The organism is Bradyrhizobium sp. USDA 4503 (assembly GCF_054055815.1).
Window position 1 is genome coordinate 1,187,405 of the sequence record NZ_JBSRXS010000001.1, and the last position, 26,506, is coordinate 1,213,910.

Annotated in this window: 27 protein-coding genes; 19 read left to right on the top strand and 8 right to left on the bottom strand. The window is 65.1% G+C overall.

Translation table 11 applies throughout. The features are described from left to right. Window positions 1–68: 68 nt before the first annotated feature. Window positions 69–437 carry a hypothetical protein gene (locus ACVMIH_RS05655; protein WP_057018594.1) on the bottom strand — a complete coding sequence of 123 codons (369 nt, stop codon included), beginning with the start codon at window positions 435–437 and terminating at the stop codon, window positions 69–71. Window positions 438–622: 185 nt separating this feature from the next. Here ACVMIH_RS05655 and ACVMIH_RS05660 point away from each other — a divergent pair, with 185 nt between their 5' ends. The 6 genes from ACVMIH_RS05660 to ACVMIH_RS05685 all read left to right on the top strand — a co-directional run bounded on the left by ACVMIH_RS05660 (window position 623) and on the right by ACVMIH_RS05685 (window position 6,054). Then, window positions 623–1,153: a DedA family protein gene (locus ACVMIH_RS05660; RefSeq protein WP_028332199.1), complete on the top strand. Its 531-nt coding sequence runs from the start codon at window positions 623–625 to the stop codon at window positions 1,151–1,153. 148 nt (window positions 1,154–1,301) lie between these two features. Next, window positions 1,302–2,291 (top strand): MBL fold metallo-hydrolase, encoded by a 990-nt coding sequence (locus ACVMIH_RS05665; protein ID WP_456856202.1) that lies wholly within the window; start codon window positions 1,302–1,304, stop codon window positions 2,289–2,291. A gap of 338 nt (window positions 2,292–2,629) precedes the next feature. Further along, on the top strand, window positions 2,630–3,304 hold the full coding sequence (locus tag ACVMIH_RS05670) for an FMN-binding negative transcriptional regulator (protein WP_456856200.1): 675 nt from the start codon (window positions 2,630–2,632) through the stop codon (window positions 3,302–3,304). Continuing rightward, window positions 3,301–4,347: an N-acetyl-gamma-glutamyl-phosphate reductase gene (gene argC / locus ACVMIH_RS05675; RefSeq protein ID WP_057018591.1), complete on the top strand. Its 1,047-nt coding sequence runs from the start codon at window positions 3,301–3,303 to the stop codon at window positions 4,345–4,347. The genes ACVMIH_RS05670 and argC (ACVMIH_RS05675) overlap by 4 nt, the downstream gene beginning before the upstream one ends. Window positions 4,348–4,468: 121 nt before the next feature. After that, window positions 4,469–5,449, top strand: a complete 981-nt coding sequence (argC, locus tag ACVMIH_RS05680; RefSeq protein WP_456856198.1) for an N-acetyl-gamma-glutamyl-phosphate reductase — start codon at window positions 4,469–4,471, stop codon at window positions 5,447–5,449. 14 nt (window positions 5,450–5,463) lie between these two features. Then, the gene (locus tag ACVMIH_RS05685; protein ID WP_057018589.1) at window positions 5,464–6,054 is read left to right on the top strand and encodes a class I SAM-dependent methyltransferase; all 591 of its coding nucleotides are present in this window, start codon (window positions 5,464–5,466) and stop codon (window positions 6,052–6,054) included. Between the two features lie 50 nt (window positions 6,055–6,104). Here ACVMIH_RS05685 and ACVMIH_RS05690 read toward each other — a convergent pair whose 3' ends face one another. Both ACVMIH_RS05690 and ACVMIH_RS05695 read right to left on the bottom strand, forming a co-directional pair. Next, entirely contained in the window at window positions 6,105–6,503 is a 399-nt protein-coding gene (locus ACVMIH_RS05690) for an MAPEG family protein (RefSeq protein ID WP_076828695.1), read from the bottom strand. A gap of 73 nt (window positions 6,504–6,576) precedes the next feature. Beyond that, complete coding sequence (locus ACVMIH_RS05695) at window positions 6,577–8,385, bottom strand: PHA/PHB synthase family protein (RefSeq protein WP_456814397.1); 1,809 nt, start codon at window positions 8,383–8,385, stop codon at window positions 6,577–6,579. A 291-nt stretch (window positions 8,386–8,676) separates the two neighbouring features. Between ACVMIH_RS05695 and ACVMIH_RS05700 the strand changes: the two genes are divergently transcribed. The 7 genes from ACVMIH_RS05700 to ACVMIH_RS05730 all read left to right on the top strand — a co-directional run bounded on the left by ACVMIH_RS05700 (window position 8,677) and on the right by ACVMIH_RS05730 (window position 16,504). After that, window positions 8,677–8,952 (top strand): hypothetical protein, encoded by a 276-nt coding sequence (locus tag ACVMIH_RS05700; protein WP_057018586.1) that lies wholly within the window; start codon window positions 8,677–8,679, stop codon window positions 8,950–8,952. Window positions 8,953–9,168: 216 nt separating this feature from the next. Continuing rightward, window positions 9,169–10,389 (top strand): LL-diaminopimelate aminotransferase, encoded by a 1,221-nt coding sequence (locus ACVMIH_RS05705; RefSeq protein ID WP_016842955.1) that lies wholly within the window; start codon window positions 9,169–9,171, stop codon window positions 10,387–10,389. A gap of 38 nt (window positions 10,390–10,427) precedes the next feature. Beyond that, complete coding sequence (locus ACVMIH_RS05710) at window positions 10,428–11,747, top strand: homoserine dehydrogenase (RefSeq protein WP_057018585.1); 1,320 nt, start codon at window positions 10,428–10,430, stop codon at window positions 11,745–11,747. A 79-nt stretch (window positions 11,748–11,826) separates the two neighbouring features. After that, entirely contained in the window at window positions 11,827–12,825 is a 999-nt protein-coding gene (gene glpX, locus ACVMIH_RS05715) for a class II fructose-bisphosphatase (protein WP_050420275.1), read from the top strand. A 127-nt stretch (window positions 12,826–12,952) separates the two neighbouring features. After that, complete coding sequence (locus ACVMIH_RS05720; protein ID WP_057018584.1) at window positions 12,953–13,672, top strand: haloacid dehalogenase type II; 720 nt, start codon at window positions 12,953–12,955, stop codon at window positions 13,670–13,672. Window positions 13,673–13,825: 153 nt separating this feature from the next. After that, complete coding sequence (recJ, locus tag ACVMIH_RS05725; RefSeq protein WP_168858799.1) at window positions 13,826–15,667, top strand: single-stranded-DNA-specific exonuclease RecJ; 1,842 nt, start codon at window positions 13,826–13,828, stop codon at window positions 15,665–15,667. A gap of 18 nt (window positions 15,668–15,685) precedes the next feature. Continuing rightward, window positions 15,686–16,504, top strand: a complete 819-nt coding sequence (locus ACVMIH_RS05730; protein WP_076828684.1) for an SDR family NAD(P)-dependent oxidoreductase — start codon at window positions 15,686–15,688, stop codon at window positions 16,502–16,504. Between the two features lie 98 nt (window positions 16,505–16,602). Here ACVMIH_RS05730 and ACVMIH_RS05735 read toward each other — a convergent pair whose 3' ends face one another. Continuing rightward, window positions 16,603–17,838 (bottom strand): lytic murein transglycosylase, encoded by a 1,236-nt coding sequence (locus tag ACVMIH_RS05735; protein WP_141341091.1) that lies wholly within the window; start codon window positions 17,836–17,838, stop codon window positions 16,603–16,605. Between the two features lie 55 nt (window positions 17,839–17,893). Further along, a complete protein-coding gene (locus tag ACVMIH_RS05740) occupies window positions 17,894–18,358 on the bottom strand; it encodes a MarR family winged helix-turn-helix transcriptional regulator (protein ID WP_246786882.1) in 465 nt (154 codons plus the stop codon). Window positions 18,359–18,564: 206 nt separating this feature from the next. Between ACVMIH_RS05740 and ACVMIH_RS05745 the strand changes: the two genes are divergently transcribed. From ACVMIH_RS05745 to ACVMIH_RS05755, 3 genes are all read left to right on the top strand, one after another. Further along, window positions 18,565–19,044 carry a carboxymuconolactone decarboxylase family protein gene (locus ACVMIH_RS05745; protein ID WP_057018579.1) on the top strand — a complete coding sequence of 160 codons (480 nt, stop codon included), beginning with the start codon at window positions 18,565–18,567 and terminating at the stop codon, window positions 19,042–19,044. A gap of 41 nt (window positions 19,045–19,085) precedes the next feature. After that, window positions 19,086–19,592, top strand: coding sequence for a cupin domain-containing protein (locus tag ACVMIH_RS05750; RefSeq protein ID WP_456856194.1), 507 nt, complete (start codon window positions 19,086–19,088; stop codon window positions 19,590–19,592). A 148-nt stretch (window positions 19,593–19,740) separates the two neighbouring features. Then, a complete protein-coding gene (locus ACVMIH_RS05755) occupies window positions 19,741–20,634 on the top strand; it encodes a dihydrodipicolinate synthase family protein (RefSeq protein WP_229189463.1) in 894 nt (297 codons plus the stop codon). Window positions 20,635–20,655: 21 nt separating this feature from the next. Here the strand turns inward: ACVMIH_RS05755 and ACVMIH_RS05760 are convergent, their stop codons facing one another. The 3 genes from ACVMIH_RS05760 to efp form a co-directional block, all read right to left on the bottom strand. Next, window positions 20,656–21,078, bottom strand: a complete 423-nt coding sequence (locus ACVMIH_RS05760) for a DUF805 domain-containing protein (RefSeq protein ID WP_159109549.1) — start codon at window positions 21,076–21,078, stop codon at window positions 20,656–20,658. Window positions 21,079–21,406: 328 nt separating this feature from the next. After that, window positions 21,407–23,011 carry a M23 family peptidase gene (locus ACVMIH_RS05765; protein WP_456856192.1) on the bottom strand — a complete coding sequence of 535 codons (1,605 nt, stop codon included), beginning with the start codon at window positions 23,009–23,011 and terminating at the stop codon, window positions 21,407–21,409. Between the two features lie 128 nt (window positions 23,012–23,139). Next, the gene (gene efp, locus ACVMIH_RS05770; RefSeq protein WP_016844580.1) at window positions 23,140–23,706 is read right to left on the bottom strand and encodes an elongation factor P; all 567 of its coding nucleotides are present in this window, start codon (window positions 23,704–23,706) and stop codon (window positions 23,140–23,142) included. A 416-nt stretch (window positions 23,707–24,122) separates the two neighbouring features. On the opposite strand from efp, the gene epmA reads away from it, so the two are divergent. From epmA to ACVMIH_RS05785, 3 genes are read left to right on the top strand one after another with little or no spacing between them, the layout of a single operon-like run. Further along, entirely contained in the window at window positions 24,123–25,175 is a 1,053-nt protein-coding gene (gene epmA, locus ACVMIH_RS05775; RefSeq protein WP_456856190.1) for an EF-P lysine aminoacylase EpmA, read from the top strand. After that, complete coding sequence (locus tag ACVMIH_RS05780) at window positions 25,172–26,263, top strand: lysine-2,3-aminomutase-like protein (RefSeq protein ID WP_456856188.1); 1,092 nt, start codon at window positions 25,172–25,174, stop codon at window positions 26,261–26,263. The genes epmA and ACVMIH_RS05780 overlap by 4 nt, the downstream gene beginning before the upstream one ends. Further along, window positions 26,232–26,483, top strand: coding sequence for a hypothetical protein (locus ACVMIH_RS05785; protein ID WP_225644190.1), 252 nt, complete (start codon window positions 26,232–26,234; stop codon window positions 26,481–26,483). Before ACVMIH_RS05780 ends, ACVMIH_RS05785 begins: the two co-directional genes overlap by 32 nt. Window positions 26,484–26,506 lie beyond the last annotated feature (23 nt).

Sequence of the window (26,506 nt, forward strand, 5' to 3'; positions counted from 1 at the left end):
CGGATGGGCTGCCAATGGGGACGGCCGCGCCCTGGAGCCCGGCCATCCCCATAGATAGGAAACCGCGATTACGCCTGCGAGGTGCGGATTACAATGACCGTGAACAGGGCCATGGCGGCGACCACCAGCAGTGACCCGACGATCGGCGCCGCCTCGAACGACGGTCCCTTCAGCAGCACGGCGGCCACGCCGGCCGGGAACAGGACGCCGCCGACGATATGCAGCCAGCCCTGGATTCTGGCGAGCAGCATGCTGCCCGCTTCCGGCACCAGCCGGTAGTAGAGGCCGAACAGGAACAGCAGCACGCCGCCGACCAGATTGAGATGCGCATGCGCCGGTCCCAACGTGAAGTCGTGCTGGATACCCATGGCGATGCCCGCGAGCATTCCGAACAGCAGGACGAGAACGCTCACGCACATCATCAGCGATCCGATCATCCAGTAATTCCTTTTTCTTGTGAGGGAGATGCCAACCTGGACCTCAGGGGCCTTACGGGAAATCACGGTCGATCCCCGCCTTTGTGACTTGATGTCACGCAATCGGCTGGCTTACCTGTTCTTAGGCTGCGTGCCGCTAGAAAGGTTCATTCGAGGTTCAACGGAGCGGGAAGGCACACGACGAGATGGAAGACCTTGCGCGGGCCCTGGCCGAATTCGTGCGGCACCACCAGGCCTGGGCCGCTCCGATCGTCATGCTGCTGGCGTTCGCTGAATCGCTCGCCTTCATTTCATTGCTGGTTCCGGCCTGGGGCGCGCTGGTCGCGATCGGCGCCCTGATCGGCGTCAGCGGGATCAGCTTCTGGCCGATCTGGATCGCGGGCGGCGTTGGTGCCGCGCTCGGCGACTGGGTCTCCTACTGGTTCGGCTATCGCTACAAGGAGCAGGTCGCGCAGATGTGGCCCCTGTCGCGCTACCCGGAGATCCTGCCGCGGGGCGAGGCCTTCGTGAAGAGCTGGGGCGTGCCCAGCATCTTCATCGGCCGCTTCTTCGGTCCACTGCGCGCCTCGGTGCCGCTTGCGGCCGGCATTTTCGAGATGTCGTACTGGCAATTCCAGATCGCCAATTTCGTCTCCGCGCTGGTCTGGTCGGCGGCACTGCTGCTGTTCGGCGACGTCATTGCCCATGCCATCGAGTGGGTGTGGCGGGTGGTGTAGCAAGCTCCGGAATAAGGCCGACCTGCAGGGGTTAGGCGGGAGGGTAACCGCTCGAGCTGTCGGCATCGCGCGAGTATCGAAACGCTGATACAACCGCGCCCACCGGGCGCGAATTCATCGGGCGCAGTTTCACTGGGAAGGACAGCACATGGAATTGACACGACGTCATGCTCTCGCCGGCGCTGCCGGCATCGCCGCCGCACCGTTGCTATCAACCGTTCCTGCGGGCGCTGTGGCGCCGGTTGCCGACAAGCAGGCGCCGAGCTTCTATCGTTACAAGGTCGGCGACATCCTCGTCACCGTGGTGTCCGACGGCAAGAACGTCTTCAAGCTGGAAGACTCCTTCATCCCCAATGCGAAGCGGGACGACGTCAACGCGGCGCTGGAGAAGGCGTTCATGCCGCGCGACATGATGACGATCTGGTTCGCACCGCTGGTGCTCAACACCGGCGGCAAGCTGGTGGTGATCGACACCGGCAATGGCGCGCTGGCGAAGGCCAGCACGAAGGGCGCCAATGGCCTGTTCGCCGACAATTTCGTCGCCGCCGGCTTCGATCCCAAGAATGTCGACATGGTCGTGATCTCGCACTTCCACGGCGACCACGTGAACGGCCTCTTGACCGCCGAAGGCACGCCGGCATTCCCGAATGCCGAGGTGCTGGTGCCGGCGACCGAGTGGAAGTTCTGGATGGACGACGGCGAGATGAGCCGGGCACCGGCCGGCCGCATGCAGGGCCTGTTCAAGAACAACCGCAATATCTTCGAAGCCGGCCTGAAGAAGAAGGTCACGCCGTACGAGTGGGGCAAGGAGATCGCGCCGGGCCTGACCTCGGTCGAGACCGTCGGCCACACGCCGGGCCACACCTCCTACGTGCTGGCCTCGGGCCCGGACAAGGTCTTCATCCAGTCCGACGTCACCAACAATCCGAACCTGTTCGCGACCAACCCCGGCTGGCATGCGTTCTTCGACCAGGACGGCGACGTGGCGGAGAAGACCCGTCGCCGCATCTACGACATGGTGGTTGCCGAGCGGCTCCAGGTGCAGGGCTTCCACTATCCGTTCCCGGGCCTCGGCAATGTGGTGAAGGACGGCGGCGGCTATCGCGTCGTGCCGGCACCGTGGAATCCGGCGATCTAGCCAGTCATTCCCCGGTGCGCCATTGCGCACCTGAGGGCGCGCGGAGCGCGAACCCCGGAATCTGGAGGTCCTAGCGCGAGATTCCGGGTTCGATGCTGTGCATCGCCCCGGAATGACAAGCAACAACTTGACGTCAAGGGGGCGCGGCCTTATAGCCCGCGCCCATGATCAACGCCGCGACCATCATCATTGCCCGCCGCCGCCGCATTATCGCGGTATGGGCGGTCGCTCGCGTTTAAGACCATCGCCTCTGCCGCCGGACCCGATCCCGCGGCGCTCTCCTGAAAAAGACACGCGGTTCGATCTGGCGGCTCCTTCGTCATGCAGGAGCTTTGACCATGTATACGCCACCGCCCTTCAAGCCTGACCGTGCCGCGAGCCTTGCCTTCGCGGAAGCGCGTGGTTTCGGCATGGCCTGCGCGTGGGACGGCGGCAAGCCGATCGCCTCCGCGCTCCCGTTCTACTTGACTTACGCCGCCGACGGGACGCCGCGGGCGCTGTTTCATGTTGCCCGTCACAATCCGCTGGTAAAGCTGGCGGGCGGGTCACCTTGGCTGCTGGCCGTTACCGGCGCCGACGCCTATGTTTCGCCGGACTGGTACGTGTCACCCGATCAGGTGCCGACCTGGCTCTATCAGGCGGTGCATCTGACCGGGCCGGTGCGGACGTTGTCGGATGACGAGCTTGCCGTTCAGATCGACGCGCTGAGCGCCAAGTTCGAGGACCGGCTGCTGCCGAAAAAGCCGTGGGTGTCGGGCAAGATGACCGCCGCGAGGCTGGAAACCATGAAGAAGGCCATCGTGGGTCTCGAGATGATGGTGGAAGAGGTGGAGGGCAGCTTCAAGCTGAACCAGCACAAGTCTGAAACCGATTTCGCGGCGGTCGGCAACACGCTCGCTTTGCAGGCCGAAGCCGGTGCCCAAGACATCGCGGCCTTGATGCGCGAGGTGCGCCCGCAGGCTTTCGCGCTGATACAGGCCGAGATGACTACGCTTCCGAGGAGCGAGCAATGACGAAGAAGAAAATCGGAATTTTGGGCGCGTCCGGCTACACCGGCGCCGACGCGGTGCGCCTGTTGGCGCGGCATCCGAATGCCGAAATCACCGCGCTTACCGCTAACACCCATGCCGGCAAGACGATGAGCGAGGTGTTTCCTCACTTCTTCATGCTCGACCTGCCAAAACTCGTGGAATGGGAAAAGGTCGACTGGACGCGGCTCGATGCCGTGTTCTGCGGACTGCCGCACGGGACGACGCAAGAGATCATCGCCGCGGTGCTGAAAGCCAATCCCAGAATCAAGATCCTCGATATGTCCGCGGACTTCCGGCTGCGCAACAAAGACAGCTATGCGCAATGGTACGGCCATGAGCACCGGGCGCTCGAATTGCAGGACGAGGCGGTCTATGGGCTGACCGAACTCTACCGGGAGGAGGTCACGGCCGCGCGGCTGGTAGCCTGTCCCGGCTGCTATCCGACGGCGGTGCTGCTGGCGCTTGTTCCGCTGGCGAAGGCAAAGCTGATTGACGTCGACGACATCATCATCGACGCAAAGTCGGGCGTCACCGGCGCCGGACGCGGACTGAAGCAGAACACGCTGTTCAGCGAGGCCGGCGAAGGGTTGTCGCCCTATTCGATCGGAAGCCATCGACACTCGGCGGAGATTGAGCAGGAGATTGGCGCGGCCGCTGGCTCGGCTGTGACGGTGAACTTCACCCCGCATCTCATTCCGATGGCGCGGGGTGAGTTCTGCACATCCTATGTCAAGCTCAACGGGGCTACGCCGGACGATTTGCGCGCCGAGCTGGAAAGGGCCTACGCCAACGAGCCGTTCGTATATGTGACGAAGAAGGGTGTGCTGCCACAGACGCAGAACGTGCGTGGTTCGAATTATGTTCAGATCGGCGTCGTCGCCGACCGGATCAAGAACCGCGCCATCGTGCTCTCGACGCTCGATAATCTTGTGAAGGGTTCGGCCGGACAGGCGATCCAGAACATGAACCTGATGTTCGGCTTGCCGGAAACCACCGGACTGGAGCAGATCGCGCTGTTTCCATGAGCGGGGGGTTGTTGTCGCTGGCGAGGGGCGCTCAATCTAAGGATAACTGCCCATCCCCGTTGGCGGCGCAGGCGCGGCCAGATGTGTTAAACGAAACGAACGAGCTCGAAAGGAACGTGCCATGACCCTCACCGACACCAACCAACCGAAAACCAGGAGCGGTGCGACCAAGGCCACCGTGTTCGTCGATGGCGGCTCAGGCACGACCGGCCTCGGCATCCAGGAGCGGCTGCTCTCGATCGGCGACGTTGCGGTGAAGCACATCGCCGAGGACAAGCGGAAGGATGCCGGCGCCAAGCGCGCGCTGATGGAGGAGGTGGATCTCGTGATCCTCTGCCTGCCTGACGAGGCCGCCAAGGAGACTGTGGCGCTGATCGACACGATGGGCAATGCCGCGCCAAAAGTGCTCGACGCCTCGACGGCCTATCGCGTTGCGCCCGACTGGGCCTACGGTTTTCCTGAGCTCGCGCCCGACCAGGCCGACAAGATCCGTAACGCGAAGAAGGTCTCCAATCCGGGTTGCTATCCGACCGGCGCGATCGCGCTGCTGCGGCCGATCGTCGATGCCGGCGTGCTGCCGGCGGATTATCCCGTCACCGTCAACGCGGTGAGCGGCTATTCGGGCGGCGGCAAGTCGATGATCGCCAGCTTCGAGGACGGCTCGGCGCCGGCCTTCCAACTCTACGGCCTCGGCTTCGAGCACAAGCACGTGCCGGAGATGCAGCTCTATTCGCACCTGACGCGAAGGCCGATCTTCATCCCGTCGGTCGGCAACTACCGGCAGGGCATGCTGGTCTCGGTGCCGCTGCAACTCGACGCGCTGCCGGGCAAGCCTGATGGTACCGATCTGCAAGCGGTTCTGGCGAAATGGTACGCCGGCAGCAAATATGTCTCGGTGATGCCGCTGCAGAACGAGGCCGCCAAGGGCGGGCGGCTCGAGCCGGAGGCGCTCAACGAGACCAACCAGCTCGAGCTCTACGTCTTCGCCAGCGACAAGCACCACCAGGCGGTGCTGGTCGCGCGGCTCGACAATCTGGGCAAGGGCGCCTCGGGTGCCGCGGTCCAGAACATGCGGCTGATGCTCGGGCTGGCCGACAGCTGACGGCGACGCGGATCGTGGACGACGCCACGCTGCAGTTCTATCGGCGCAATGCCGAGGCCTATGCCGGGTGGGCGAAAGCCCCGTCCACCCGGCTGATCGGCTTTCTGAAGCTGCTGCCGCCGGGCGGCGCGATCCTCGAACTCGGCTGCGGCGCCGGCAATCATGCCGCCGTCATGCTCGCCGAAGGCTTTGTGCTGCGTGCGACCGACGGGTCGCCCGAGATGGCCGAGGTCGCGGCGCGCCGCATCAAACATCCCGTCGAGGCGATGCTGTTCGATGAGCTCGAGGACCGCGAAGCCTATGACGGCGTCTGGGCCAGCGCCTGCCTGCTGCACGTGCCGCGCGACGAATTGGCCGACATCATCGGCCGCATCCATCGGGCGCTGAAACCCGGTGGCGTTTTCTACGCGAGCTACAAGATCGGCCATGGCGATGGCCGCGACAGCATCGGCCGCTACTACAATTATCCCGCGGCGGACTGGCTCGCTGCGACCTACGCCGCGTCAGGGGCGTGGACGCAAGTCTCGTCCGACACCAGCGAGATCAAGAGCTTTGACGAGGCGCCCGCGACGATGCTGCACATCGTGGTGCGCAAGGGCGGCTAGTTGATGCCGCGCCGGCGCGGCTGTCGCCGCGACCGGCGGGAATATCTGGATCAGAGGACCTTGAAGATCGCGAGCGCCAGCACCGCCTGGGCGAGGAAGCCGACCGTAAAGGCCAGGGTGCGGAACACCGGCAGGCCGAGCGTGTACACGATCAGGTGGGCGACGCGGGCCCAGAAATAGACGGCGCAGGCGAGCACGGTCCATTTGGTGGAATAGTCGGCCGCGTTGAGGATCAGGACCAGCGGCGCGAAGATCACGAGGTTCTCGACCGCGTTGTCATGGGCGAACATCAGCCGGTTGGCCCATTCCGCGTGCGGCTTGTCGTTGCGCGAGGGGTTGCCCATGGCGGCGGAGAGGCCGCGCACCTGGCAGCGGTTGATGATGTAGGGGATCCACAACAGCCCGGTCAGGATCACCGTCAGTGACAGCCAGAACAGTTCGCGCGTCATCGTCTCCCCCTCACGTGAATTCGATTCCCGACCGTCGGGACCGTCTGTTTATAGCTGAGCGGGAGACTTGGCGCTACGCGCGGACGCGGACATAGCTGCCCGGGGCGTCCTCGAGCACCTGCGTGCCGTTGGAGCCGACCATGCGCGCCGGGACCGTCTCCGGATCATGGCTTTCCAGCCAGCCGCGCCAGTCGGGCCACCACGAGCCCTTGTGCTCCTCGGCGGCCTTCAGCCAGTCGGCGAGCTTCATGTCCTTGATGTTGTCGTTGGTCCAGTACTGGTACTTGTTCGACGCGGGCGGATTGACCACACCGGCGATATGGCCGGAGCCGGACAGCACATATCTCACCGGGCCGCCGAAGAACTGCGAACCGTAGAGCACCGATTCCGCCGGCGCGATGTGATCCTCGCGGGCGGCGAGGTTGTAGACCGGCACCTTCACCTTCGACAGATCGAGCAGCGTGTTGTCCAGCACCATGGTGCCGGTCGACAGCCGGTTCTCCAGATAGCAGTTGCGCAGGTAGTAGGAGTGGTTCGACGACGGCATCCGCGTCGCATCCGAATTCCAGTGCAGCAGGTCGAACGAGGACGGCGTCTGGCCTTTCAGATAATTGTTCACGACATACGACCAGATCAGGTCGTTCGAGCGCAGCATGTTGAAGGCCATCGCCATCTTGCTGCCCTCGAGCACGCCGGATTCCTGCATGTCGCGTTCGAGCGCCGAGATCTGGTCCTCGTCGACGAACACCAGGAGATCGCCGGCATGGGTGAAGTCGACCTGCGCGGCAAAGAACGTCGCCGACGTCACGCGCTGGCGGCGCTTCTCGGCGAGATAGGCGAGCGTCGAGGCGAGCAGGGTGCCGCCGACGCAATAGCCGGCGGTATGCACCTTCATCTCGCCGGTGACCTTCTCGATGACGTCCATCGCCGTCAGCGGGCCTTCGGTCATGTAGTCGGCCCAGGTCTTCTTGCCGAGCTCCTTGTCCGGATTGACCCAGGAGATCACGAACACCGTGATGCCCTGGTCGACGCACCATTTGATGTAGGATTTCTCGGGGCGCAGATCGAGGATGTAGAACTTGTTGATCCAGGGCGGCACGATCAGCAGCGGCGTGCGCAGCACGTTCTCGGTCGCCGGCGAATACTGGATCAGCTGCATCAGCTCGTTCTGGAAGATCACCTTGCCCGGCGTCGTCGCCATGTTGACGCCGACCTCGAGATTGCTCGAGTCGGACTGGCGGATCCGCAGCGTGCCGTGGCCGGCCTCGATATCCTCGGCCAGCATCTTCATGCCGCGCACCAGATTGTCGCCATTGGTCTCGACGGTGGCGCGCAGCACCTCCGGATTGGTCAGCACGAAATTCGACGGCGCCAGCGCGTTGGTGATCTGCTGGACGTAGAATTCGGCCTTCTTGCGCGTGTGAGGATCGATCCCGTCGGCGTCATGGACCAGCTGCTGCGCCCATTTCGAGGTCAGCAAATAGAGCTGCAGGATGAAGTCGAAGAACTGGTTCGACTTCCATTCCGGATCCTGGAAGCGCTTGTCGCGCGGGGCCGGGGCGATCGCCGGCTTGGCATCGGCCTCGCCGGCCATGCGGCGCACCGCCGAGCCCCAGAGATCGAGATAGTCCTTGCCGAGCTGCATCTGCAGCGACGAGGCGCGCTCCTTGTCGGACAGCCAGTATTCGGCGATCACGCTGAAGGTCTTGATCACCTCACCGAGTTCATTCGGCGGCTTGTCGCGGACTTCTCCGGTCTGGCGCGGCTTGAGATAGGCCGCCAGCGCCTGGCCGCTGCTCTCCATCGCCCGCGCGATGTTCATGGCGAAGGCTTCGGCGTTGAATTTCGGGGTGGCCTGGGTGTCGGTACTAACGTTGCTCATCTGAGGTACAATATCGCGTCGTTTGGAGGGCGTCATCGCGCGGTGCGGCAACGCAAATCAGTCAAAATCCAGCATTTCGCTCTGTTGCGGTGCGAGAAAAAATCTTTGTTCCGTCATATTGAAGCCTCAGGGTTCGCTTTTGGTGTTCCCGCTTTAAGCGTTTCGGGCGACAATGGTTTGAAACGCTAAAGTCGAAATTAACGCAGCGGGGACGCTGCAAGGCTCGTACCAGTGCGACCCGTGTCGGCAACGTGCGACGTGCGCGCTAGCTTGTTGGGGACAATTCGGCGCATGCCGATCGATCGAATGAACAGGGGGCTCGCGGCCGCAGTGCTGCTCGCGTCGTTGGTGGCGCTGAGCGGGTGCTCGAGCACGATCGCCGATATGACGATGCCGGCCGATGCGCCGGCGCGCGAGAAGGACGCCGCCGGCTACCTGCCGGTCCATGATCTTCCGCCCGACCGCGCCGACCCGACGATCAAGCCGGCGGACCAGGCCAAGATCGAGCAGGAGCTGATTGCCGCGCGCGCGCGCCAGGCCTCGACGGCTGCCCAAAGCGGGAAGTAGCGCCCGACAAACGGCCGATCAGCGCTGGCGCCGCCCGGTGTCCGTGCTAAAAGAAACCCAGTTCAACCGCAGATCCGGCCGCAGCCCCCAGATCGTGCGCCTGAATTCGCTCTAAGTCATTGATTCAGTGCGATTTCTGTCAGAGGCCGAGCCGGCTTCCGCAAACTACGCCAAGGGGGTCGATTCTGGCATCGCGGTTGTCGGAGCAAGGGTCCCATGGAAGATTTTTACCGCATTCGCCGTCTGCCGCCTTATGTCTTTGAGAAGGTCAACCAGGCCAAGGCGGCCGCGCGCAACGCCGGGGCCGACATCATCGACATGGGCATGGGGAACCCGGACCTGCCGACCCCGCCGCATGTGATCGAGAAGCTCAAGGAGACGCTGGGCAAGCCGCGGACCGACCGCTACTCGGCCTCGCGCGGCATCAACGGCCTGCGCAAGGCCCAGGCCGCCTATTATGCGCGCCGCTTCGGCGTCAAGCTCAACCCCGACACCCAGGTGGTTGCGACGCTCGGCTCGAAGGAGGGGTTTGCCAACGTCGCGCAGGCGATCACGGCGCCGGGCGACGTCGTGCTGTGCCCCAATCCGAGCTACCCGATCCATGCCTTCGGCTTCCTGATGGCGGGCGGCGTGATCCGCTCGGTGCCCTCGGAGCCGACGCCGCAGTTCTTCGAGGCGGTCGAGCGGGCGATCATCCATTCGATCCCGAAGCCGATCGCGCTGATCGTCTGCTATCCGTCGAACCCGACCGCCTACGTCGCGGACCTCGACTTCTACAAGGATCTCGTCGCGTTCGCGAAGAAGCACGACATCTTCATCCTGTCCGATCTCGCCTACGCCGAAGTTTATTTCGACGAGAACAATCCGCCGCCATCGGTGCTGCAGGTGCCCGGCGCGATCGACGTCACCGTCGAGTTCACCTCGATGTCGAAGACGTTCTCGATGGCTGGCTGGCGCATGGGCTTTGCGGTCGGCAATGAGCGGATCATCGCGGCGCTGGCGCGCGTCAAATCCTATCTCGATTACGGCGCGTTCACGCCGGTCCAGGTGGCGGCGACCGCGGCGCTGAACGGTCCCGACGACTGCATCCGCGAGATGCGCGACACCTACCGCAAGCGCCGCGATGCGCTGGTCGAGTCATTCGGCCGCGCCGGCTGGGACATTCCGCCGCCGCAGGCCTCGATGTTCGCCTGGGCGCCGCTGCCCAAGGCGTTCGAGGCGGTCGGCAGCATGCAGTTCGCGACCCTGATGGTGGAGAAATCCGGCGTCGTGGTGTCGCCCGGCGTGGCGTTCGGTGAGCATGGCGAGGGCTATGTCCGCATCGCGATGGTGGAGAACGAGCAGCGCATCCGGCAGGCTGCGCGCGGCGTGCGCCGCTTCCTTGAAAGCGGCATCGAAACGTTGCACAACGTCGTTCCTCTCGCCAACCGACGCTAATCCTTCCAGGTTGCTTAATCTCCAGGTCCCTTAAATCCATGGTCGCACCCCTGAACGTGGGCATAGCGGGGCTCGGCACCGTCGGTGCCGATGTCGTCCGCCTCATCGAAACGCAAGGACGTGCGCTGGCCGAGCGCAGCGGCCGCGGCGTTCGCGTCGTCGCCGTCACGGCGCGCTCGAAAGCCAAGAAGCGTGGCCTCGACCTGCGCGGCATCGCCTGGGCGAAGAGCCCCGAGGCGCTCGCCGAGGATCCCGATATCGACTGCTTCGTCGAATTGATGGGCGGCGCCGGCGATCCCGCGCTGTCCGCGATCGAGACCGCGCTGAAGGCCGGCAAGTCGGTCGTCACCGCCAACAAGGCGCTGATCGCCAAGCATGGACTGCGTCTCGCCGCGGCTGCCGAGAAGCACGGCGGCGCGCTGAATTTCGAGGCGGCGGTCGGTGCGGCGATCCCGGTCATCAAGACGCTGCGCGAGGGCCTCGCCGGCACCAGCGTCAACCGCGTCTACGGCATCCTCAACGGCACCTGCAATTACATCCTGACCCGGATGGAGCAGGAGGGCCTATCGTTCGAGGAGTGTCTGAAGGACGCCCAGCGTCTCGGCTATGCCGAAGCCAACCCGTCGTTCGACGTCGATGGTCATGACACCGCGCAGAAGCTCGCGATCCTGGCCAGCCTCGCCTTCGGAACCAAGGTTGCGGAAAGCGCGGTTTACGTCGAAGGCATCTCCTCGATCACGCCGGAAGACCTCAAGGCCGCCGCGGAACTCGGTTACCGCGTCAAGCTGCTCGGTGTCGCGGTGCGCACGGCAAAGGGCATTGAGCAGCGCGTGCATCCGACCATGGTGCCGAAATCATCGTCGATCGCGCAGGTGATGGGCGTCACCAACGCTGTCGCGATCGACGGCGAGGGGATTCCGCCGATCACGCTGGTGGGACCCGGCGCCGGCGGCGGCGCGACGGCCTCCGCCGTGGTCGCCGACATCGCCGACGTCGCCCGCGGCATCCGCGCCAAGCCGTTCGGCCGTCCGGTGGAGCGGTTGCGCGACACCACCAAGGCGCCGATGGAACGCCATGAGGGTGGCTATTATATCCGCCTGATGGCGCGCGATCTTGCAGGCACTGCCGCAACAATCGCCACCCGGCTGGCGGAACAGAAGATATCTCTGGAATCCATCGTGCAACGGCACCCGGATGGCGTCGATGTGAACGGTGCGGCCAAAAAACCTTCACCGGTCCCGGTCATTCTGATTACCTATGCGACCAGCGAGGATGCCGTGCATCGTGCGCTGGCCGCAGTGCAGCGCGATAAGGTCATCAGCGGCCGGCCGCAGGTGATCCGGATCGAGAAAAACTAGCGCATGGCCTGAACGGGTCGGGCGTGAGACGATTGATGCGGGCAGGCTGGCCTGTCCCAGAGGCTTAAGGAGTACGTCGATGTCGACCCATATTTCCGTTCCGCCGCAGATGCTGCTCGAGCGCATCCTGACGCTCGAAATCGTGCGCGTGACGGAGCGCGCGGCGGTGTCGGCCGCGCGGCTGCGCGGCCACGGCCAGGAGAAGGCCGCCGACAAGGCTGCGGTCGACGCGATGCGGCGCGAGCTCAACAAGCTGCCGATCGAGGGGACGGTCGTAATCGGCGAAGGCGAGCGCGATGAGGCGCCGATGCTGTTCATCGGCGAGAAGGTCGGCCTCAACGCCGGTCCCAAGGTCGACATCGCGGTCGACCCGCTCGAAGGCACCACGCTGTGCGCCAAGAACATGCCGGGCTCGATCGCCACAATGGCGATGGCCGACGGCGGCACGCTGCTGCACGCGCCCGACGTCTACATGCAGAAGATCGCGATCGGCCCGGGCTACGCCAAGAACGTGATCGAGCTCGACGCGCCGCCGGCCGACAATGTCCGCCGGCTCGCCAAGGCCAAGGGCGTCGACCCGACCGCCATCAACGTGCTGGTGCTCGATCGTCCGCGCCATGCCGACATCATCAACAGCGTGCGTTCGACCGGCGCTGCCGTGCAGCTGATCACCGACGGCGACGTCGCCGGCGTCATTCACTGCGCCAAGCCCGATGAGACCGGTGTCGACATGTATATCGGCACCGGCGGTGCGCCCGAGGGCGTGCTCGCGGCGGTCGCGCTGCGCTGCATCGGCGGCCAGATGCAGTGCCGCCTGATCCTCGACACCGAGGAGAAGCGCGAGCGCGCGCACAAGATGGGCGTCACCGATCCGAAGATGATCTACGGCATCGAGGACATGGCCAAGGGCGACTGCCTGTTCGCCGCTACCGGCGTCACCACCGGCTCGCTGCTGACCGGCGTGAAGTTCAAGAAGGACGTGATCGAGACCGAGACGGTCGTGATGCGCTCGGTCACCGGCACCGTGCGCTACATCAAGGCCGAGCATCGGCAGCTCGAGAAATTCCACCTGGACTGAGGACGAGCCTACAACAACCGTCATTCCGGGGCGCGCGAAGCGCGAACCCGGAATCTCGAGGTTCCGGGTTCGATGCTTCGCATCGCCCCGGAACGACGGACCAAAAACAACAACAAGGGAGACGCGCATGTCCGATCTGTCCGGGGTCAAGGCGCTGGTGTTCGACGTGTTCGGGACCGTGGTCGACTGGCGCACCAGCCTGATCAACGACTTCACCAGATGGGGCGAGACGCGCGGTATCAAGGCCGATTGGACGGCGCTGGTCGACGGCTGGCGCGCGGTCTATGCGGCCTCGATGGACGAGGTGCGCAAGAACCCGCAGAACGGCTACGTCATCCTCGACGTATTGCACCGCCGCTCGCTGGAAAAACTCGTCGCGCAATTCGACATCAAGGGGCTGAGTGAGGCCGATTTGCAGCATCTGACGCTGGGCTGGCATCGCCTGCACGGGTGGCCCGACAGCGTCGCCGGCCTGACCCGGCTGAAGACCAAATACATCATCTCGCCGCTCTCCAACGGCAACGTCGCGCTGCTCACCAACATGGCGAAGTTCGCAGGCCTGCCCTGGGACCTCGTGATGTCGGCCGAACTGTTCGAGCACTACAAGCCCGATCCGGAAACCTATCTCGGCGCCGCGAAGCTGCTCTGCCTGCCGCCGGAGCAGGTGATGATGGTCGCCGCCCACAATTACGACCTGAAGCACGCGCAGAAGCTCGGCCTGAAGACCGCCTTCGTGGCGCGTCCGACCGAATACGGTCCGCTGCAGAAGTACGATTTCGAGGCCACCGGCGAGTGGGACATCGTGGCCAAGGATTTCGGGGAAATCGCCAGCCGAATGGGCTGCTAGAACTGGTCCACAAATCATCGAAGCGTTACGATTCCTGCCGGACGCATCGGCCCTGATTGGATCAGGACCGATGTTCCGGATTTTTGTTTGACGCGTTTTCTTCACGCGAACCGGTGCCCACTTCGCTTGAAAACGCTCTGTTCGGAAGGGCTCATGACGCTGCACGCATCCGCACTGCCCGTCGAGGCGCCACAGGCGTTCCTCGGCGTGACGCGGTCGCTGACCGGAAAACTCTGGCGCGACCGGCTGGATGCGCGCGGGGCGGCGCGGGCGCTCGCGATCGTGCAGCGCTATCAATTGCCGGAAATGCTGGCGCGCGTGCTGGCGGGGCGCGACGTCGGGATCGACGAGGTTCCCGACTTCCTCGACCCGACCATCCGCAAGCTGATGCCGGATCCTCACACGGTCACCGAGATGGAGCACGCGGCCAAGCGCATCGCGGATGCCGCGGTGCGCGGCGAGAAGGTTGCGATCTTCGGCGACTATGATGTCGACGGTGCGACCTCGGCCGCGCTGCTGACCTGGCATCTGCGCCACTGCGGGCTGGACCCGCTGATCCACATTCCCGACCGCATTTTCGAAGGCTACGGGCCGAACGTCGACGCCGTGCGTGCGCTGGCGGCGAAGGGCGCGACGCTGCTGGTCACGGTCGATTGCGGCACCACCAGCATCGAGCCGCTGGCGGAAGCCAGGAAGCTCGGGATGTCGGTCGTCGTGATCGATCATCACCAGACCGGCGATGTGTTGCCCGAGGTCGATGCACTGGTGAATCCGAACCGGCCCGACGATCTCTCCGGGCTCGGCCATCTCGCAGCGGTCGGCCTCGTGCTGGTGACCTTGGTCGCGGTGAATCGCGAACTGCGCCAGCGCGGCTTCTGGACCGGCGAGATGCCGGAGCCGGACCTGCTCAGCGTGCTGCATCACGTCGCGCTCGGCACCGTGGCCGACGTCGCGCCGCTGATCGGGCTCAACCGGGCCTTCGTCGCCAAGGGCCTGATCGCGATGCGTCGCCGCGACCATGTCGGCCACACCGCGCTGATGGATGTCGCGCGCCTGAACGGCCCGCCGGAGGCCTGGCATCTCGGCTTCATGCTGGGACCGCGCATCAATGCCGGCGGCCGGATCGGGCGCGCCGATCTCGGCGTGCGGCTATTGCTCGAAGGCGATATCTCGGAAGCTGCGCGGATCGCGGCCGAGCTCGATCGCCTCAATGCCGAACGGCGCGTGATCGAGCAGGCGGCCGAGGCGCAGGCCGAGGCCGAGGCGCTGGCTTCGCTCGGGCTCGAGGACAAGGGCGCTGTCATCGTCACCGCGGCGGAAGGCTGGCATCCCGGCGTGGTCGGGCTTGTGGCGGCGCGGCTGAAGGAGAAGTTCGCGCGTCCTGCGTTCGCGATCGCGCTGGAGCCCGGCGGCATCGGCACCGGATCGGGCCGCTCGATCGGCGGCGTCGATCTCGGCAAGGCGGTGCGGCAGGCGGTGCACGACGGCCTTTTGATGAAGGGCGGCGGGCACGCGATGGCGGCCGGCGTCACGCTGCGCAAGGAGAAGCTCGCCGAATTCCGCGCTTACATGGAGAGCGCGCTGGCGGCCGACGTCGCCAATTCGCGGCACGAGAACGAGCTGTTCATCGATGGCGCCGTGAGCGCGCGCGCGGTGACGCCGGAGTTCGCCGCGACGCTCAATCGCGCGGGTCCATTCGGCAGCGCCAATCCGGAGCCGGTGATCGCGCTGCCGTCGCATCAGCTGGTCTATGCCGACGAGGTCGGGCAGGCGCATCTGCGGCTGCGTTTCAAGTCCGGCGACGGCTCCATCGTCAACGGTATCGCCTTCCGCTCCGTCGGACAGAAGCTCGGCAGCGCCTTGACGCAAAATCGCGGCCAGCAATTGCACGTGGCGGGCTCTCTTGCGGTCGACCGTTGGCAAGGCACCGAACGTGTGCAATTCCGTGTCCTCGACGTCGCGGTGCCGGATCAGGGCCCGACGGTGATCCGATAAGAAACGTTGGGAGAGGACATGTCAGGACAGGTTGAAGGCAAGGTCGCGCTGGTGACCGGCGGCGCATCGGGCATTGGCGAGGCCATCGTTGAATTGCTCGCGCAGGAAGGCGCGACCGTTATTGCGACCGATATCGATGAGTTGAGGGGACCCGAGCTCGCCGCGCGGCTCACCAAGGCCGGGCGGAACGTGACCTTCTTGCCGCAGGACGTCACCAGCGAGGAGCGCTGGATCGAAATCATCAGTGAGATCGGCAAGCGCCATGGCCGCCTCGATATCATGGTCTCGAATGCCGGCATCGGCATCGGAGCGCCCTCGATTGTCGAGATGTCGCTCGCGGACTGGCGCCGCCAGACCGCCATCAATATCGACGGCGTATTCCTGTCGGTGAAGCACTCGCTGCCGCTGATGCGCAAGCATGGCGGCGGCTCCATCATCATGATGTCGTCGCTGGCCGGCCTGCGCGGCGCGGCGACGCTCTCCGGCTACAGCGCGACGAAGGGCGCGGTGCGGCTGTTCGCCAAGTCGATCGCGATGGAATGCGCGCAGATCGGCGACGGCATCCGCGTCAACTCGGTGCATCCCGGCATCATCGACACGCCGATCTGGGGCAAGATCCCGACCGGCGCGACCGGCGCCGGCCAGAACGCGCCGATCGATCCGGAGGAGCGCGCGAGGTTCGCCACACCGCTGGGCCGCGCCGGCCAGGCCATCGAGATCGCCCAGGGCGTGCTCTATCTCGCTTCCGACGCGTCGCGTTACGTCACAGGCAGCGAGCTCGTGATCGACGGCGGCATGAATGCCGGCGGCGTCGTGCGGCAGCCTGCGAGCCGGTAGGAGCGAACTGTCGTAGCCCGCATGAGCGGAGCGATATGCGGGAAATGCGTCCCCGGGTATCGCTTTCGCTCACCCGGGCTACGCGGATCGCATGATGGCTAGCCGCCTTGGCGCAACCGCGCCAGCACCTTGAGCCCGCCGTAACCATCGGCGGGCAACAGGCCCGTCTTGATTTGAAAATCCTTGATCGCCTTCATGGTGTCGTTGCCGACGCGGCCGTCGGTGCCGCCGGTGTCGAAGCCGGCCTTGGTCAGCCGCGTCTGCATCTCCTGCACCTCGGCGAGCGTCAGCGCGCGCTCCGAGCCCGGGAAGGGTTGGATGAAGGGCGGCCCGCCGAGGCAGCGATCGCCGAGATGGCAGATCGCCAGCGCGTAGTTCATCGACGGGTTGTAGCTCTTCACCGAATTGAAGTTCGGACCGAGCAGGAAGGCCGGGCCGCCCGAGACGGGGATCCACAGTTGCGCTGATGCGTTCGGCTGCGGAAACGGCTGGCCGTCGGCTCTGACGACGCCGGCGCTGGCCCAGGCCGCATAGGTGCGGCTGCCGCTGCCGCCGCCGCCGGGCGCGCGGACCTCGTAGCCCCAATGCTCGCCGCGGTGCCACTTGCCGCGGTTGACGAGATATTTCGCGGTCGAGCCCAGCGCGTCGTCGGGCCGGCCGAACGGCGAGACCTTGCCGTCGCCGTCATAGTCGAAGCCGACATTGAGCCAGACTTCCGGCATCCACTGCGAATGACCCATCGCGCCGGCCCAGGAGCCGTTCATCTCCTGGGGCGTGCTCCAGCCGCGCTGCACGATCTTCATCGCGTTGATCAACTCGGTCTCCCAATAGGCCTTGCGACGCGGCTCGTTCCAGGCGAGCGCCGCCAGCGAGGGAAACACCGGCGTCATGTGGTTCTGCTGCACCAGCGGATCGCCATAGGCCGACTCGACGCCCCACAGCGCGAGCAGCGTGCCGCGCTCGACGCCGAAATCGCGTTCGATCCGGCCGAACAGCGCCTCGTTCTTCTTCAGCGCCTCCTTGCCGTGAATGACCCGCCAGTCGGAGACGCGGCGGTTGATGTACTGCCAGATCTGCTCGTGGAATTCAGGCTGGTTGCGCATCTGCCTGAACACGCTCATGTCGGGCTCGATCCGCCCCATGCAGCGATTCCAGGTCGCCTCCGAAATGCCCTTGGCGAGCGCGCGAGCGCGAAAATTGTCGCGCCACTGGTCGAAGCCCGGAGGGGCGGCCGCGAGCGCGCCGAGCGGATTGACGAGCACCACGCCGGCCGCGAGCCCGGCCTTAAGGGCGGCGCGGCGGGCAGGGGATTTCGGAGAATCAGGCTGTTTCATCGGGCCAGTGTAGCGGCGCCGATCGGGTGAGCCAAAAGCCACGCCGCCGCAGGAGCTATGTGTCTTGCAAATCTGTGGCGATTTTTGACAGCCATTGCCGGACAATTTGCTCCGACCTCGCGTCGAGGCTAGCGGCGAGCCGCCGCTCCTGGGCCTGGGCGATCTGCCGGCATTTCTCCAGCAGCGCGGTTCCATGGCCGGTCAGGGTCCATTGCAACACGCGGCCGTGGACGGGGTGCGGCGTCTTGCCGATCGCGCCGTCGCGCTCGAGGTTGCGGATGATCACGCTCACGGTCTGCGGGGTCAGCAGCGCGACGCGAGCCAGATCGGCGCCTGAGAGCCCCGGATAGGCTTTCAGCATCGTCAGCACGACGAATTGCGGCGAGGTGACGCCGAGCTGTCCCAGCTGGCGCTCCATCGACAGCCGCGAGGCCGCGTGGGCCTGACGCAGCAGATAGGCGAGATAGCCCTGCTCGCCGCGCTTGCCTTCGCCCGGCGCCGGAACGGAAGGGGCGAACATGACGTCGCCTGCGCTCGATCCCGCATTCGCTGCGGCCCGTCGACCGGCGGCTTTTCCGACCGGGCGCCGCTCGGCGGTGCCCGATTTGCCTCGTTTCCGCATTGCCGCCATGTCGCGTGCTGCCGCCTTTGCCGATGCCCGCATCTTGCCGACGATATCAGAGCTCTGATAATATCTCAGTACACTGATAACATGAGGCCAGGCCAATGTCACATGCCCGCAAGGAATACACCGACTTCGAGAAGCTCGCGCCCGACGTCTTCGCCGCGGTGCGCGCGCTCGGCCAGTTCGCGGCGAAGGCCGGCCTCGACAAGCAGCTGCTCGAACTCGTCAAGCTGCGCGCCTCGCAGATCAACGGCTGCGCGTTCTGCGTGCAGTATCACATCCTGCAGGGCGAGAGCCTCGGCGTGCCCGCCGACAAGCTGAATCTCGTCGTGGTGTGGCGCGAGGCACCGCAGTTCACGCCGCGCGAGCGCGCCGCGCTGGCCTGGACCGAAGCGTTGACGACCCTGCCGAACGGCGTCAGCGACGAGGTCTATGCGCAGGCCACCACCGAATTCTCCGAGCAGGAGCTGACTTACCTGACCTCGGCGATCGCATCGATCAATGTCTGGAATCGGTTCGGCGCGGCCTATCGCTGGACGCCGCCGCCGCGCCGGCAGCGTGCGGACGCGGCGGCTTCGTAACGTCGAGACGGATCAAACGGCAACTGACAGGGAGCAAAACAATGAGCTTGATGGCGATGACACCATCCCTTCCATTCGCGCGGCCGCCGCGGCCGGTCGCGCTGGCGGTGATCGCGGGACTGGCCTCCGCCTTCGTGATCGGCAAGGCACTGCCGACCCCGATGGACGCGATCTCCTCCGTCATCGCGCCGCTGTGCGCCAGCGCCAATGCGGCGTCGCCGCTCGACAAGGTCGAGGTCATCAGCTCGCATGCGCTGCCCAATGTGGCGGGCAAGCGTGTCACGGTGGTGCGCGTGTTCTATGGTCCCGGCGGCTTCACGCCGCCGCACCGCCATTCCGGTTCGGTGACTGCCTACATCACCAAGGGTGAAATCCGCTCCCAGCTCGGCGACGGGCCGGTCGAGACCTTCAAGGTCGGCCAGTCGTTCTTCGAGCCGCCGGGCTCGACCCACATGGTCTCGGCCAATGCGAGCACGACGGAGCCGGCGGAACTGATCGCGGTGTTCGTGGCGGACGAGGGCGCGCAGCTGACCACGATGCTCGAATAGCGATCGGTTGGGCGCTCGTTTCTGCAAGACGTGCGCACTGGACCAGTTTGGTGCCCAGTTCGCGTGAAACTGGACCTTGCGCGCAACGGGGCGTGTCGATTGATTGCACGACACGTTGCGGCGACGGTTGCCGACGAGGGACAAATCGATGATCAGCCTGAAGGGGCTCTCTGCCTTCCCGATAACACCTTCGAGCCGGGATGGGCGGGTCGATGTAGGCGCGCTCCGCGCCTTGCTCGACCCCTTGATTGCGGCGAAGGTGGATTCGGTCGGGCTGCTCGGAAGTACCGGCTCATATCCCTATTTCAGCCGTGATGAGCGGCGGCGCGCCGTGCAAGCGGCCATCGCCTCGGCGGCCGGCAACACACCAATACTGGTTGGCATCGGCGCACTGCGCACCGACGATGCGGTGCGGCTGGCTCAAGATGCGCGTGATGCCGGCGCGACGGCGGGCCTGTTGGCGGCGGTTTCCTATACCCCGCTAACCGATGACGAGGTCTTTGAGCATTTCCAAACCGTGGCCCGCGAGAGCGGGTTGCCGATCTGCATCTATGACAATCCCGGAACGACTCATTTTCAATTCACGCCGGCTCTCATCGGCCGTCTGAGCCGGGTCGAGGGAATCGTCGCGGTGAAAAGTCCGGCGCTGGATGCTTCGACCGTGGCGGGCCATCTCAGGGAATTGCGGGCTGTGGTTCCGGACGGCGTTGCGTTGGGTTACAGCGCCGACTGGAATTGCACCGAGGCGCTGCTGGCGGGCGGAGATACCTGGTACAGCGTTGTCGCAGGAATCTTCCCGAAGGTCTGCGTGGACATCGTTCGCGCCGCGAGGAGCGGCGATGCGGCCCGGGCGCGAGAGTTCAACGCGCGTCTGCAGCCGATTTGGGATCTGTTCAGGACATATTCCAGTCTGCGTGTTGTCTACGCACTTGCCAATCTCAGAGGGGTCTGCGCGGCCGAGCCTCCACGTCCGATATTGCCGCTGCCCGCGGACGCTCAGAGGCGCGTCAAGGAGACGTTGGCTGCGATGGAGATCGACTGATCGCAACCACGGCGGAGGGCGCTAGATGCCGGCGCGCGCCAGCGGGTCGCGGCCGAACCGGTTGTCACCCTTCGATCCCGGCAGCACGCTCAGCGTTGCGACGAGCGCCAGATAGGGGACCCAGTATTTGACGTGCAGCGCGGCGGCGAGGTGGGGAACGGCGAGGATCGTCAGCGCCCACCAGCCCGAGACGTTGAGGTCGTGCAGCCGCTTCACCAGGATCGCGGCGAACGGCCACAACGACAACATGAGCAGCAAGCGCAGGACGGACAGGTCGTCGGCGGGCGGGCTGCTGTCATAATACCGCGGACCGTGGTCGAGCCTTACGCCGATGCGAATGATGAGCATGTCGACCAGCACGAGACCGAAAAATCCCAGGCCGAATTCCTGCCGGCTGATGCGGCCTTTCACCGAAAGAAAGAACCAGCGGAAGGTCGAGAGCATGCTTGGTTGTGGTCCAGCCTGAATGGGCATCTGATAGAGACTTGCGTCCGACGGTCAAAGCGGGACAGGTTCCCGCGGATTGCTGCTTCCATCATGATCATTCAAGCTGGCAATTGTCGCCGCGACATGGCGCGCATCGATGCGATTCCGAATGGAACCTGCGGTGGGCGTTTGCACAATTTCGGAATAATGGAATAATGCCGCTGATTTGCCCGACGTGTCAAGTTGTCGTGTCGAACGACGGCAGCCGCCGGCTACTTTGCATGGGGTTGTTTTCGATATTTTGGCAGTGCGCCCCGAACCGGTGTCCCCTTCGCTCGACAACACTCTAATTGCCGCCGCCTTCCTGGGTGTCGATGCGATGCACGACGTCGTCGGGCAGGGCATGGGCCACGGCGGCTGCAAGCCCGGGCTCCGGTCCGATCTCGCGGCCGCGGCCACGGATCAGCCGCTCATAGGCCGACACCAGCGTGGTGTAGGGATTGACCCACAGCCAGCCGTCGCGCGTAAACAGCTGGACGTCGAAATGCAGATGCCGCGATGTGCCGTTGGGATGGTCGAGATAGTTCGAGACCACGCCGATCTTCTCGCCCTCGCTGACGCGGCGTCCGTTGAGCAGGCCGTCTGCATCCATCACTGACGGGTTCATGTGCATGTAGCGGAAGCGGACATGCTCGGTGCGGGTGTTGACCTGCAACGTCGCGGCCTGCTGCTGCGCCGAGCGGATCACGATACTGTCGCGCACCGCAACGACCGCCTGCTGCTTGGGGTCGCAGCCATCTTTGCTGTCGACAGGACATGCGCCGGGGCGGATGTCCTGGCCCTGATGGCCGTAGCCGCTGGCGCATTGGCCGACCTCGAAGCTGCGCGCCTCGCAGAAATTGTCTTGCCAGGGATACGTGTCGATGGCCGCGCCGGGCTTGCGCTTGGCGAAGGATTGCGAGTGGGCGAAGGCCGGCGCCTTCTCGAGCGGAAAGCGGATCTGCGAATAGACGGTGAAGTCGGCGTGGCCGCCTTGTTGCCTGCGGCCGCCGCTGCCCGCGACGATGTCGCCGCTCGGGTGGTAGGTGAAGTCGGCGGATTGCGCGGCCGGCCGCTCGGCGATGTCGGAGGCGACGTCGCTGCGTGGCCGTGACGGCTGGCCGCCGACAATGCGCAGGGCCCTCAGAAACCGCTCGGCGACCGGATAGGCCTCGCGGCAGGCCAGCCGCTTCGGCCGCGGCGCGCTGTCGAGGCACTGGATCGAGACGACATAGGGAATTCCGAAGCGGGTGAAGGCGTAGCGGACATAGCCCTCGCGAATGAAGCGGCGCAGGTCCGGAAACTGCGCGGCCAGCGTCTTGACCGGCTCGCCCTTGCCGCCGAGCCGGTCGGCGAGGTCGTAAACCAGGATCGAGCCGGAAATCTGCACCTCGACCGGCTTTGCAAATGTCCGCGGCGGCAGGCCGTCGCCGGCGCCGGGGTCGAGCGAGAACACGGCATCGTAGCCCGATGCACCGGCATGGAAGAAATCGACCGCGCGGAAGTCGGCCTGGTAGCGCGCGATCGACAGGCTGTCCAGCGCACCGTTTTGCCGCGCGTCGAGATAGCTTGCGGGGTCGAGCGGCAGCAGCACCGGGATCGGGCTCTGCGCAATGCCGGGAAACAGCGGCGCTGTCACCGCGTTCAACTGCACCAGCGCAGGCGTCGCCCGCGGATCGGTGGCGGGCACGCGGCGCTGGCCTGCGAAAGTGAAGCCGGCGGCGATGGCCGGGCGGCTGCCGATCTCCTGCCGCAGCTGGTCGAGCACGGCGCGCCATTCGACCCGCATGGCCGAGATCGATGGCGTTCGGAATTCGTCGGCATGGGCGCCGGGAAGAGGCGAGAGCAGGGCTGCCAGCCAGCAACTGACGAAGCTGACCACCTTCCTGTTCACTGCACACCCCGGGCTCATGTCTGATCGCCCGTAAGACTAAAGCAAGTTCCGGAAAAGTGTGTAGCGGTTTTCGCTAAAGTTGATGCTTAACCAACAAGTTGAGGCGCGGTGACGATTCATTTCAAATCCCACCGCGCCTCAAGCGCTCAGTCCTTGGCGCGTTCGACGTAGGAACCGTCTTCGGTCATGACCACGATGCGCGTGCCCGTGGTGATGTGCGGCGGCACGCCGGTGCGCAGGCCGTTGGACAGCATGGCCGGCTTGTAGGACGAGGAGGCGGTCTGGCCCTTGGTCACAGGCTCGGTCTCGACCACTTCCAGCGTCACGCGCTGCGGCAGCTGGATCGCGACCGGGTTGCCCTCGTGCATCGAGAGCTTCACGGTCATGTTCTCCTGCAGATACGGCGCGGACGAGCCGACGATCTCCTTGGAGACCTGGACCTGGTCGTAGTTGTCGTTGTTCATGAAGTGGAAGCCGTCGCCATCTTCATAGAGGTAGTTGTAGTTGTGGTCCTCGACGGTGGCCTTCTCGACCTGGTCGGTGGTCTTGTAGCGCTCCGAAACCTTCACGCCGTCGCCGATGCGGCGCATTTCGATCTGGCTGACCGGGGTGCCCTTGCCGGGATGGATGTTCTCGGCGGACAGGACCACATAGAGCTTGCCGTCCTGCTCGATGACGTTGCCCTTGCGGATGGAACTGGCGATGACTTTCAAAGGTGTTTTCCTGAATTTGAGAGCCTAAGGGCGCCAACCGGATCGGCAGCCCCTCGGCCATGGCGGCGATTTCGGGCTGCAACATACTGATTTGTCCCTGAGATGCCAGTCTTTTGCGGCCGAATTCGCAAGGTTGCCAACCGTCCCGGCCGTCCCGATCGGCCCTATTTTTCGGCCATGGGCTCATCCGTTTCAGCGAAACTGCGGATGGGACGCGCGAGCCGTGGTTCAGGTTCAGCCACGCGCGCGCATGGACAAGGTGCGCGTCTTTCGACAAGAAGGGATCAGCCTCGCTGCGTTCCGCGGAGGCTCGGGCTGTGTAGGCTTATGAATTTGTGTGGAATCAATCGGTTGCGCGGGACTCTTGAGTGCGGATGGCGGCTCGTTGATGTTGAATCCGTGAGGATGCTCTGGCGATGACAGCTCATGACCGGCCGTCGCCCTGGTGGATGCCGCAGCGCTATGCCGACCGCAGGCCGTTCCTGCAGGCGCGGACGGCGATCACGCGAGCGCTGCGCGCCTGGTTCGAGGAGCAGCGATTTGCCGAGGTCGAGACCGCGATCCTGCAGATCTCGCCGGGCAACGAGACCCATCTGCACGCTCCCCGCACCGAGCTCAGGCAGGCCGATGGCTCACATGCGCCGCGCTATCTGCGCACCTCGCCGGAGTTCGCCTGCAAGAAGCTGCTCGCGGCCGGCGAGCCGAAGATCTACGAGTTCGCGCGGGTGTTCCGCGACCGCGAGCGCGGCGACCTGCATCTGCCCGAATTCACCATGCTGGAATGGTACCGCGCCAATGCCGGCTATGACGCCATCATGGCCGACACGATCGTGGTGATCGCCCATGCGGCGCAGGCGACCGGGATCGGCCGGTTTTCATTCCGCGGCAGGACGGCCGATCCGTTTGCGGATCCGGAGCTGATGACGGTCGCGGCAGGTTTCGAGCGCTTCGCCGGCATCGATCTCCTGGCGACGATCTCAGGCGGCGAAGGCGACCGCGAAGCGCTGGCGGCGGCTGCAGCAGCGCGGGTGCGGGTTGCAGATGACGACACCTGGTCCGATATCTTCAGCAAGGTGCTGGTCGATCATATCGAGCCTCATCTGGGACAGGGCCGTCTGACGGTGCTGTTCGAATATCCGTCGCCAGAGGCCGCGCTGGCGCGCACCAAGGCCGGCGATCAGCGCGTCGCCGAGCGTTTCGAGGTCTATGCCTGCGGCGTCGAGCTCGCCAACGGCTTCGGCGAGCTGACCGACGCGGCCGAGCAGCGCCATCGTTTCACCGCAGCGATGGATGAGAAGGCCCGCCGTTATGGCGAGCGCTATCCGCTCGATGACGATTTCCTTGCCGCGGTCGGCCAGATGCCGGAGGCCAGCGGCGTCGCGCTCGGCTTCGACCGGCTGGTGATGTTGGCGAGCGGCGCGCCACGAATTGATCAGGTGGTCTGGACGCCGCCTGCGGGAGAGACATGAACAGGATCGATGCAAAACTGGCGGCGACGCTGCGACAGCCGCGCGAGCTGGTCGATGCCGGGCTCGCGCCGGTCGCAGCACTGGCCGGGCTCGAGCGGGTTGCTGCGCGCTACGCGGTCGCGGTGACGCCGGAGCTCGCCGCGCTGATTGATCCGGCCGATCCCGCCGACCCGATCGCGCGGCAGTTCATCCCGAGCGCCGACGAACTCGTCGAGCAGCCGGGCGAGAACGCCGATCCGATCGGCGACGATGCGCATTCGCCGGTCGCCGGAATCGTGCATCGCTATCCCGATCGGGTGTTGTTCAAGCTCGTCCATGTCTGCGCGGTGTATTGCCGGTTCTGTTTCCGGCGCGAAATGGTCGGGCCGGGAAAGGCCTCGGCCTTGTCCGATGACGCCTACCGTGCGGCGCTGGATTACATCCGCAGCCATCCGGAGATCTGGGAAGTCATCCTGACCGGCGGCGATCCCTTGATGCTGTCGCCGCGCAGGCTGACCGAGATCATGGCCGATCTCGCCGACATCACTCATGTGAAGATCGTTCGCCTCCACACCCGTGTTCCGATCGCCGATCCGGGCCGTATCAATCCCGAGATGATCGCGGCACTGCGGGTCGAAGGCGCGACGACCTGGATTGCGATCCATGCCAACCATCCGCGTGAGCTGAGCAACAATGCCCGCGCAGCGTGCGCGCGCCTTGCAGACGCCGGCATTCCCTTGGTAAGCCAGTCCGTCCTGCTGCGCGGCGTCAATGATGATGCTGCGACGCTCGAGGCGCTGATGCGCGGCTTCGTCGAGTGCCGGATCAAGCCCTATTATCTGCATCACGGCGACCTTGCGCCCGGCACAGCGCATTTGCGCACCACGATCGAAGCCGGGCAGGAACTGATGCGGGCGTTGCGCGGGCGTGTGTCCGGACTTTGTCAGCCGGATTATGTGCTCGACATCCCCGGCGGCCACGGCAAGGCGCCGATCGGCCCGAGCTATTTGTCGCAGCCGGCTTCCCGCGAACGTGAAGATCCGATGGAACGGCGCTACCGTATCGTCGATTATTGTGGTGACGTTCATCTTTACCCGCCGCAATCCTGAGGCGGCGATGAGCGGGGCCGGGGACGGACGGCAGGAGCCGCCCGAGGATGAGGGCAACCGCAGCATCGAAAATGCTGTGATGTTCGGCTTCTTTGTGGTGCTGGTCGCCGCGGGAATCTGGCTCCTTGGCACGATGGCCGATATACGGAAGGTACAGGATTGCGCAGCGCAGGGGCGACGCAACTGTGCTACCGTCGAGGTGCCGGAACGGGCGCGATAGGGTTGAGAAGCGGAGACGCGAGA

Coding starts and splice junctions, on each gene's coding strand:
- ACVMIH_RS05655 (WP_057018594.1), bottom strand. CDS start 437: ATGATCGGATCGCTGATGATGTGCGTGAGCGTTCTCGTCCTGCTGTTC.
- ACVMIH_RS05660 (WP_028332199.1), top strand. CDS start 623: ATGGAAGACCTTGCGCGGGCCCTGGCCGAATTCGTGCGGCACCACCAG.
- ACVMIH_RS05665 (WP_456856202.1), top strand. CDS start 1,302: ATGGAATTGACACGACGTCATGCTCTCGCCGGCGCTGCCGGCATCGCC.
- ACVMIH_RS05670 (WP_456856200.1), top strand. CDS start 2,630: ATGTATACGCCACCGCCCTTCAAGCCTGACCGTGCCGCGAGCCTTGCC.
- argC (WP_057018591.1), top strand. CDS start 3,301: ATGACGAAGAAGAAAATCGGAATTTTGGGCGCGTCCGGCTACACCGGC.
- argC (WP_456856198.1), top strand. CDS start 4,469: ATGACCCTCACCGACACCAACCAACCGAAAACCAGGAGCGGTGCGACC.
- ACVMIH_RS05690 (WP_076828695.1), bottom strand. CDS start 6,503: ATGACGCGCGAACTGTTCTGGCTGTCACTGACGGTGATCCTGACCGGG.
- ACVMIH_RS05695 (WP_456814397.1), bottom strand. CDS start 8,385: ATGAGCAACGTTAGTACCGACACCCAGGCCACCCCGAAATTCAACGCC.
- ACVMIH_RS05700 (WP_057018586.1), top strand. CDS start 8,677: ATGCCGATCGATCGAATGAACAGGGGGCTCGCGGCCGCAGTGCTGCTC.
- ACVMIH_RS05705 (WP_016842955.1), top strand. CDS start 9,169: ATGGAAGATTTTTACCGCATTCGCCGTCTGCCGCCTTATGTCTTTGAG.
- ACVMIH_RS05710 (WP_057018585.1), top strand. CDS start 10,428: ATGGTCGCACCCCTGAACGTGGGCATAGCGGGGCTCGGCACCGTCGGT.
- glpX (WP_050420275.1), top strand. CDS start 11,827: ATGTCGACCCATATTTCCGTTCCGCCGCAGATGCTGCTCGAGCGCATC.
- ACVMIH_RS05720 (WP_057018584.1), top strand. CDS start 12,953: ATGTCCGATCTGTCCGGGGTCAAGGCGCTGGTGTTCGACGTGTTCGGG.
- recJ (WP_168858799.1), top strand. CDS start 13,826: ATGACGCTGCACGCATCCGCACTGCCCGTCGAGGCGCCACAGGCGTTC.
- ACVMIH_RS05730 (WP_076828684.1), top strand. CDS start 15,686: ATGTCAGGACAGGTTGAAGGCAAGGTCGCGCTGGTGACCGGCGGCGCA.
- ACVMIH_RS05735 (WP_141341091.1), bottom strand. CDS start 17,838: ATGAAACAGCCTGATTCTCCGAAATCCCCTGCCCGCCGCGCCGCCCTT.
- ACVMIH_RS05740 (WP_246786882.1), bottom strand. CDS start 18,358: ATGTTCGCCCCTTCCGTTCCGGCGCCGGGCGAAGGCAAGCGCGGCGAG.
- ACVMIH_RS05745 (WP_057018579.1), top strand. CDS start 18,565: ATGTCACATGCCCGCAAGGAATACACCGACTTCGAGAAGCTCGCGCCC.
- ACVMIH_RS05750 (WP_456856194.1), top strand. CDS start 19,086: ATGAGCTTGATGGCGATGACACCATCCCTTCCATTCGCGCGGCCGCCG.
- ACVMIH_RS05755 (WP_229189463.1), top strand. CDS start 19,741: ATGATCAGCCTGAAGGGGCTCTCTGCCTTCCCGATAACACCTTCGAGC.
- ACVMIH_RS05760 (WP_159109549.1), bottom strand. CDS start 21,078: ATGCTCTCGACCTTCCGCTGGTTCTTTCTTTCGGTGAAAGGCCGCATC.
- ACVMIH_RS05765 (WP_456856192.1), bottom strand. CDS start 23,011: ATGAGCCCGGGGTGTGCAGTGAACAGGAAGGTGGTCAGCTTCGTCAGT.
- epmA (WP_456856190.1), top strand. CDS start 24,123: ATGACAGCTCATGACCGGCCGTCGCCCTGGTGGATGCCGCAGCGCTAT.
- ACVMIH_RS05780 (WP_456856188.1), top strand. CDS start 25,172: ATGAACAGGATCGATGCAAAACTGGCGGCGACGCTGCGACAGCCGCGC.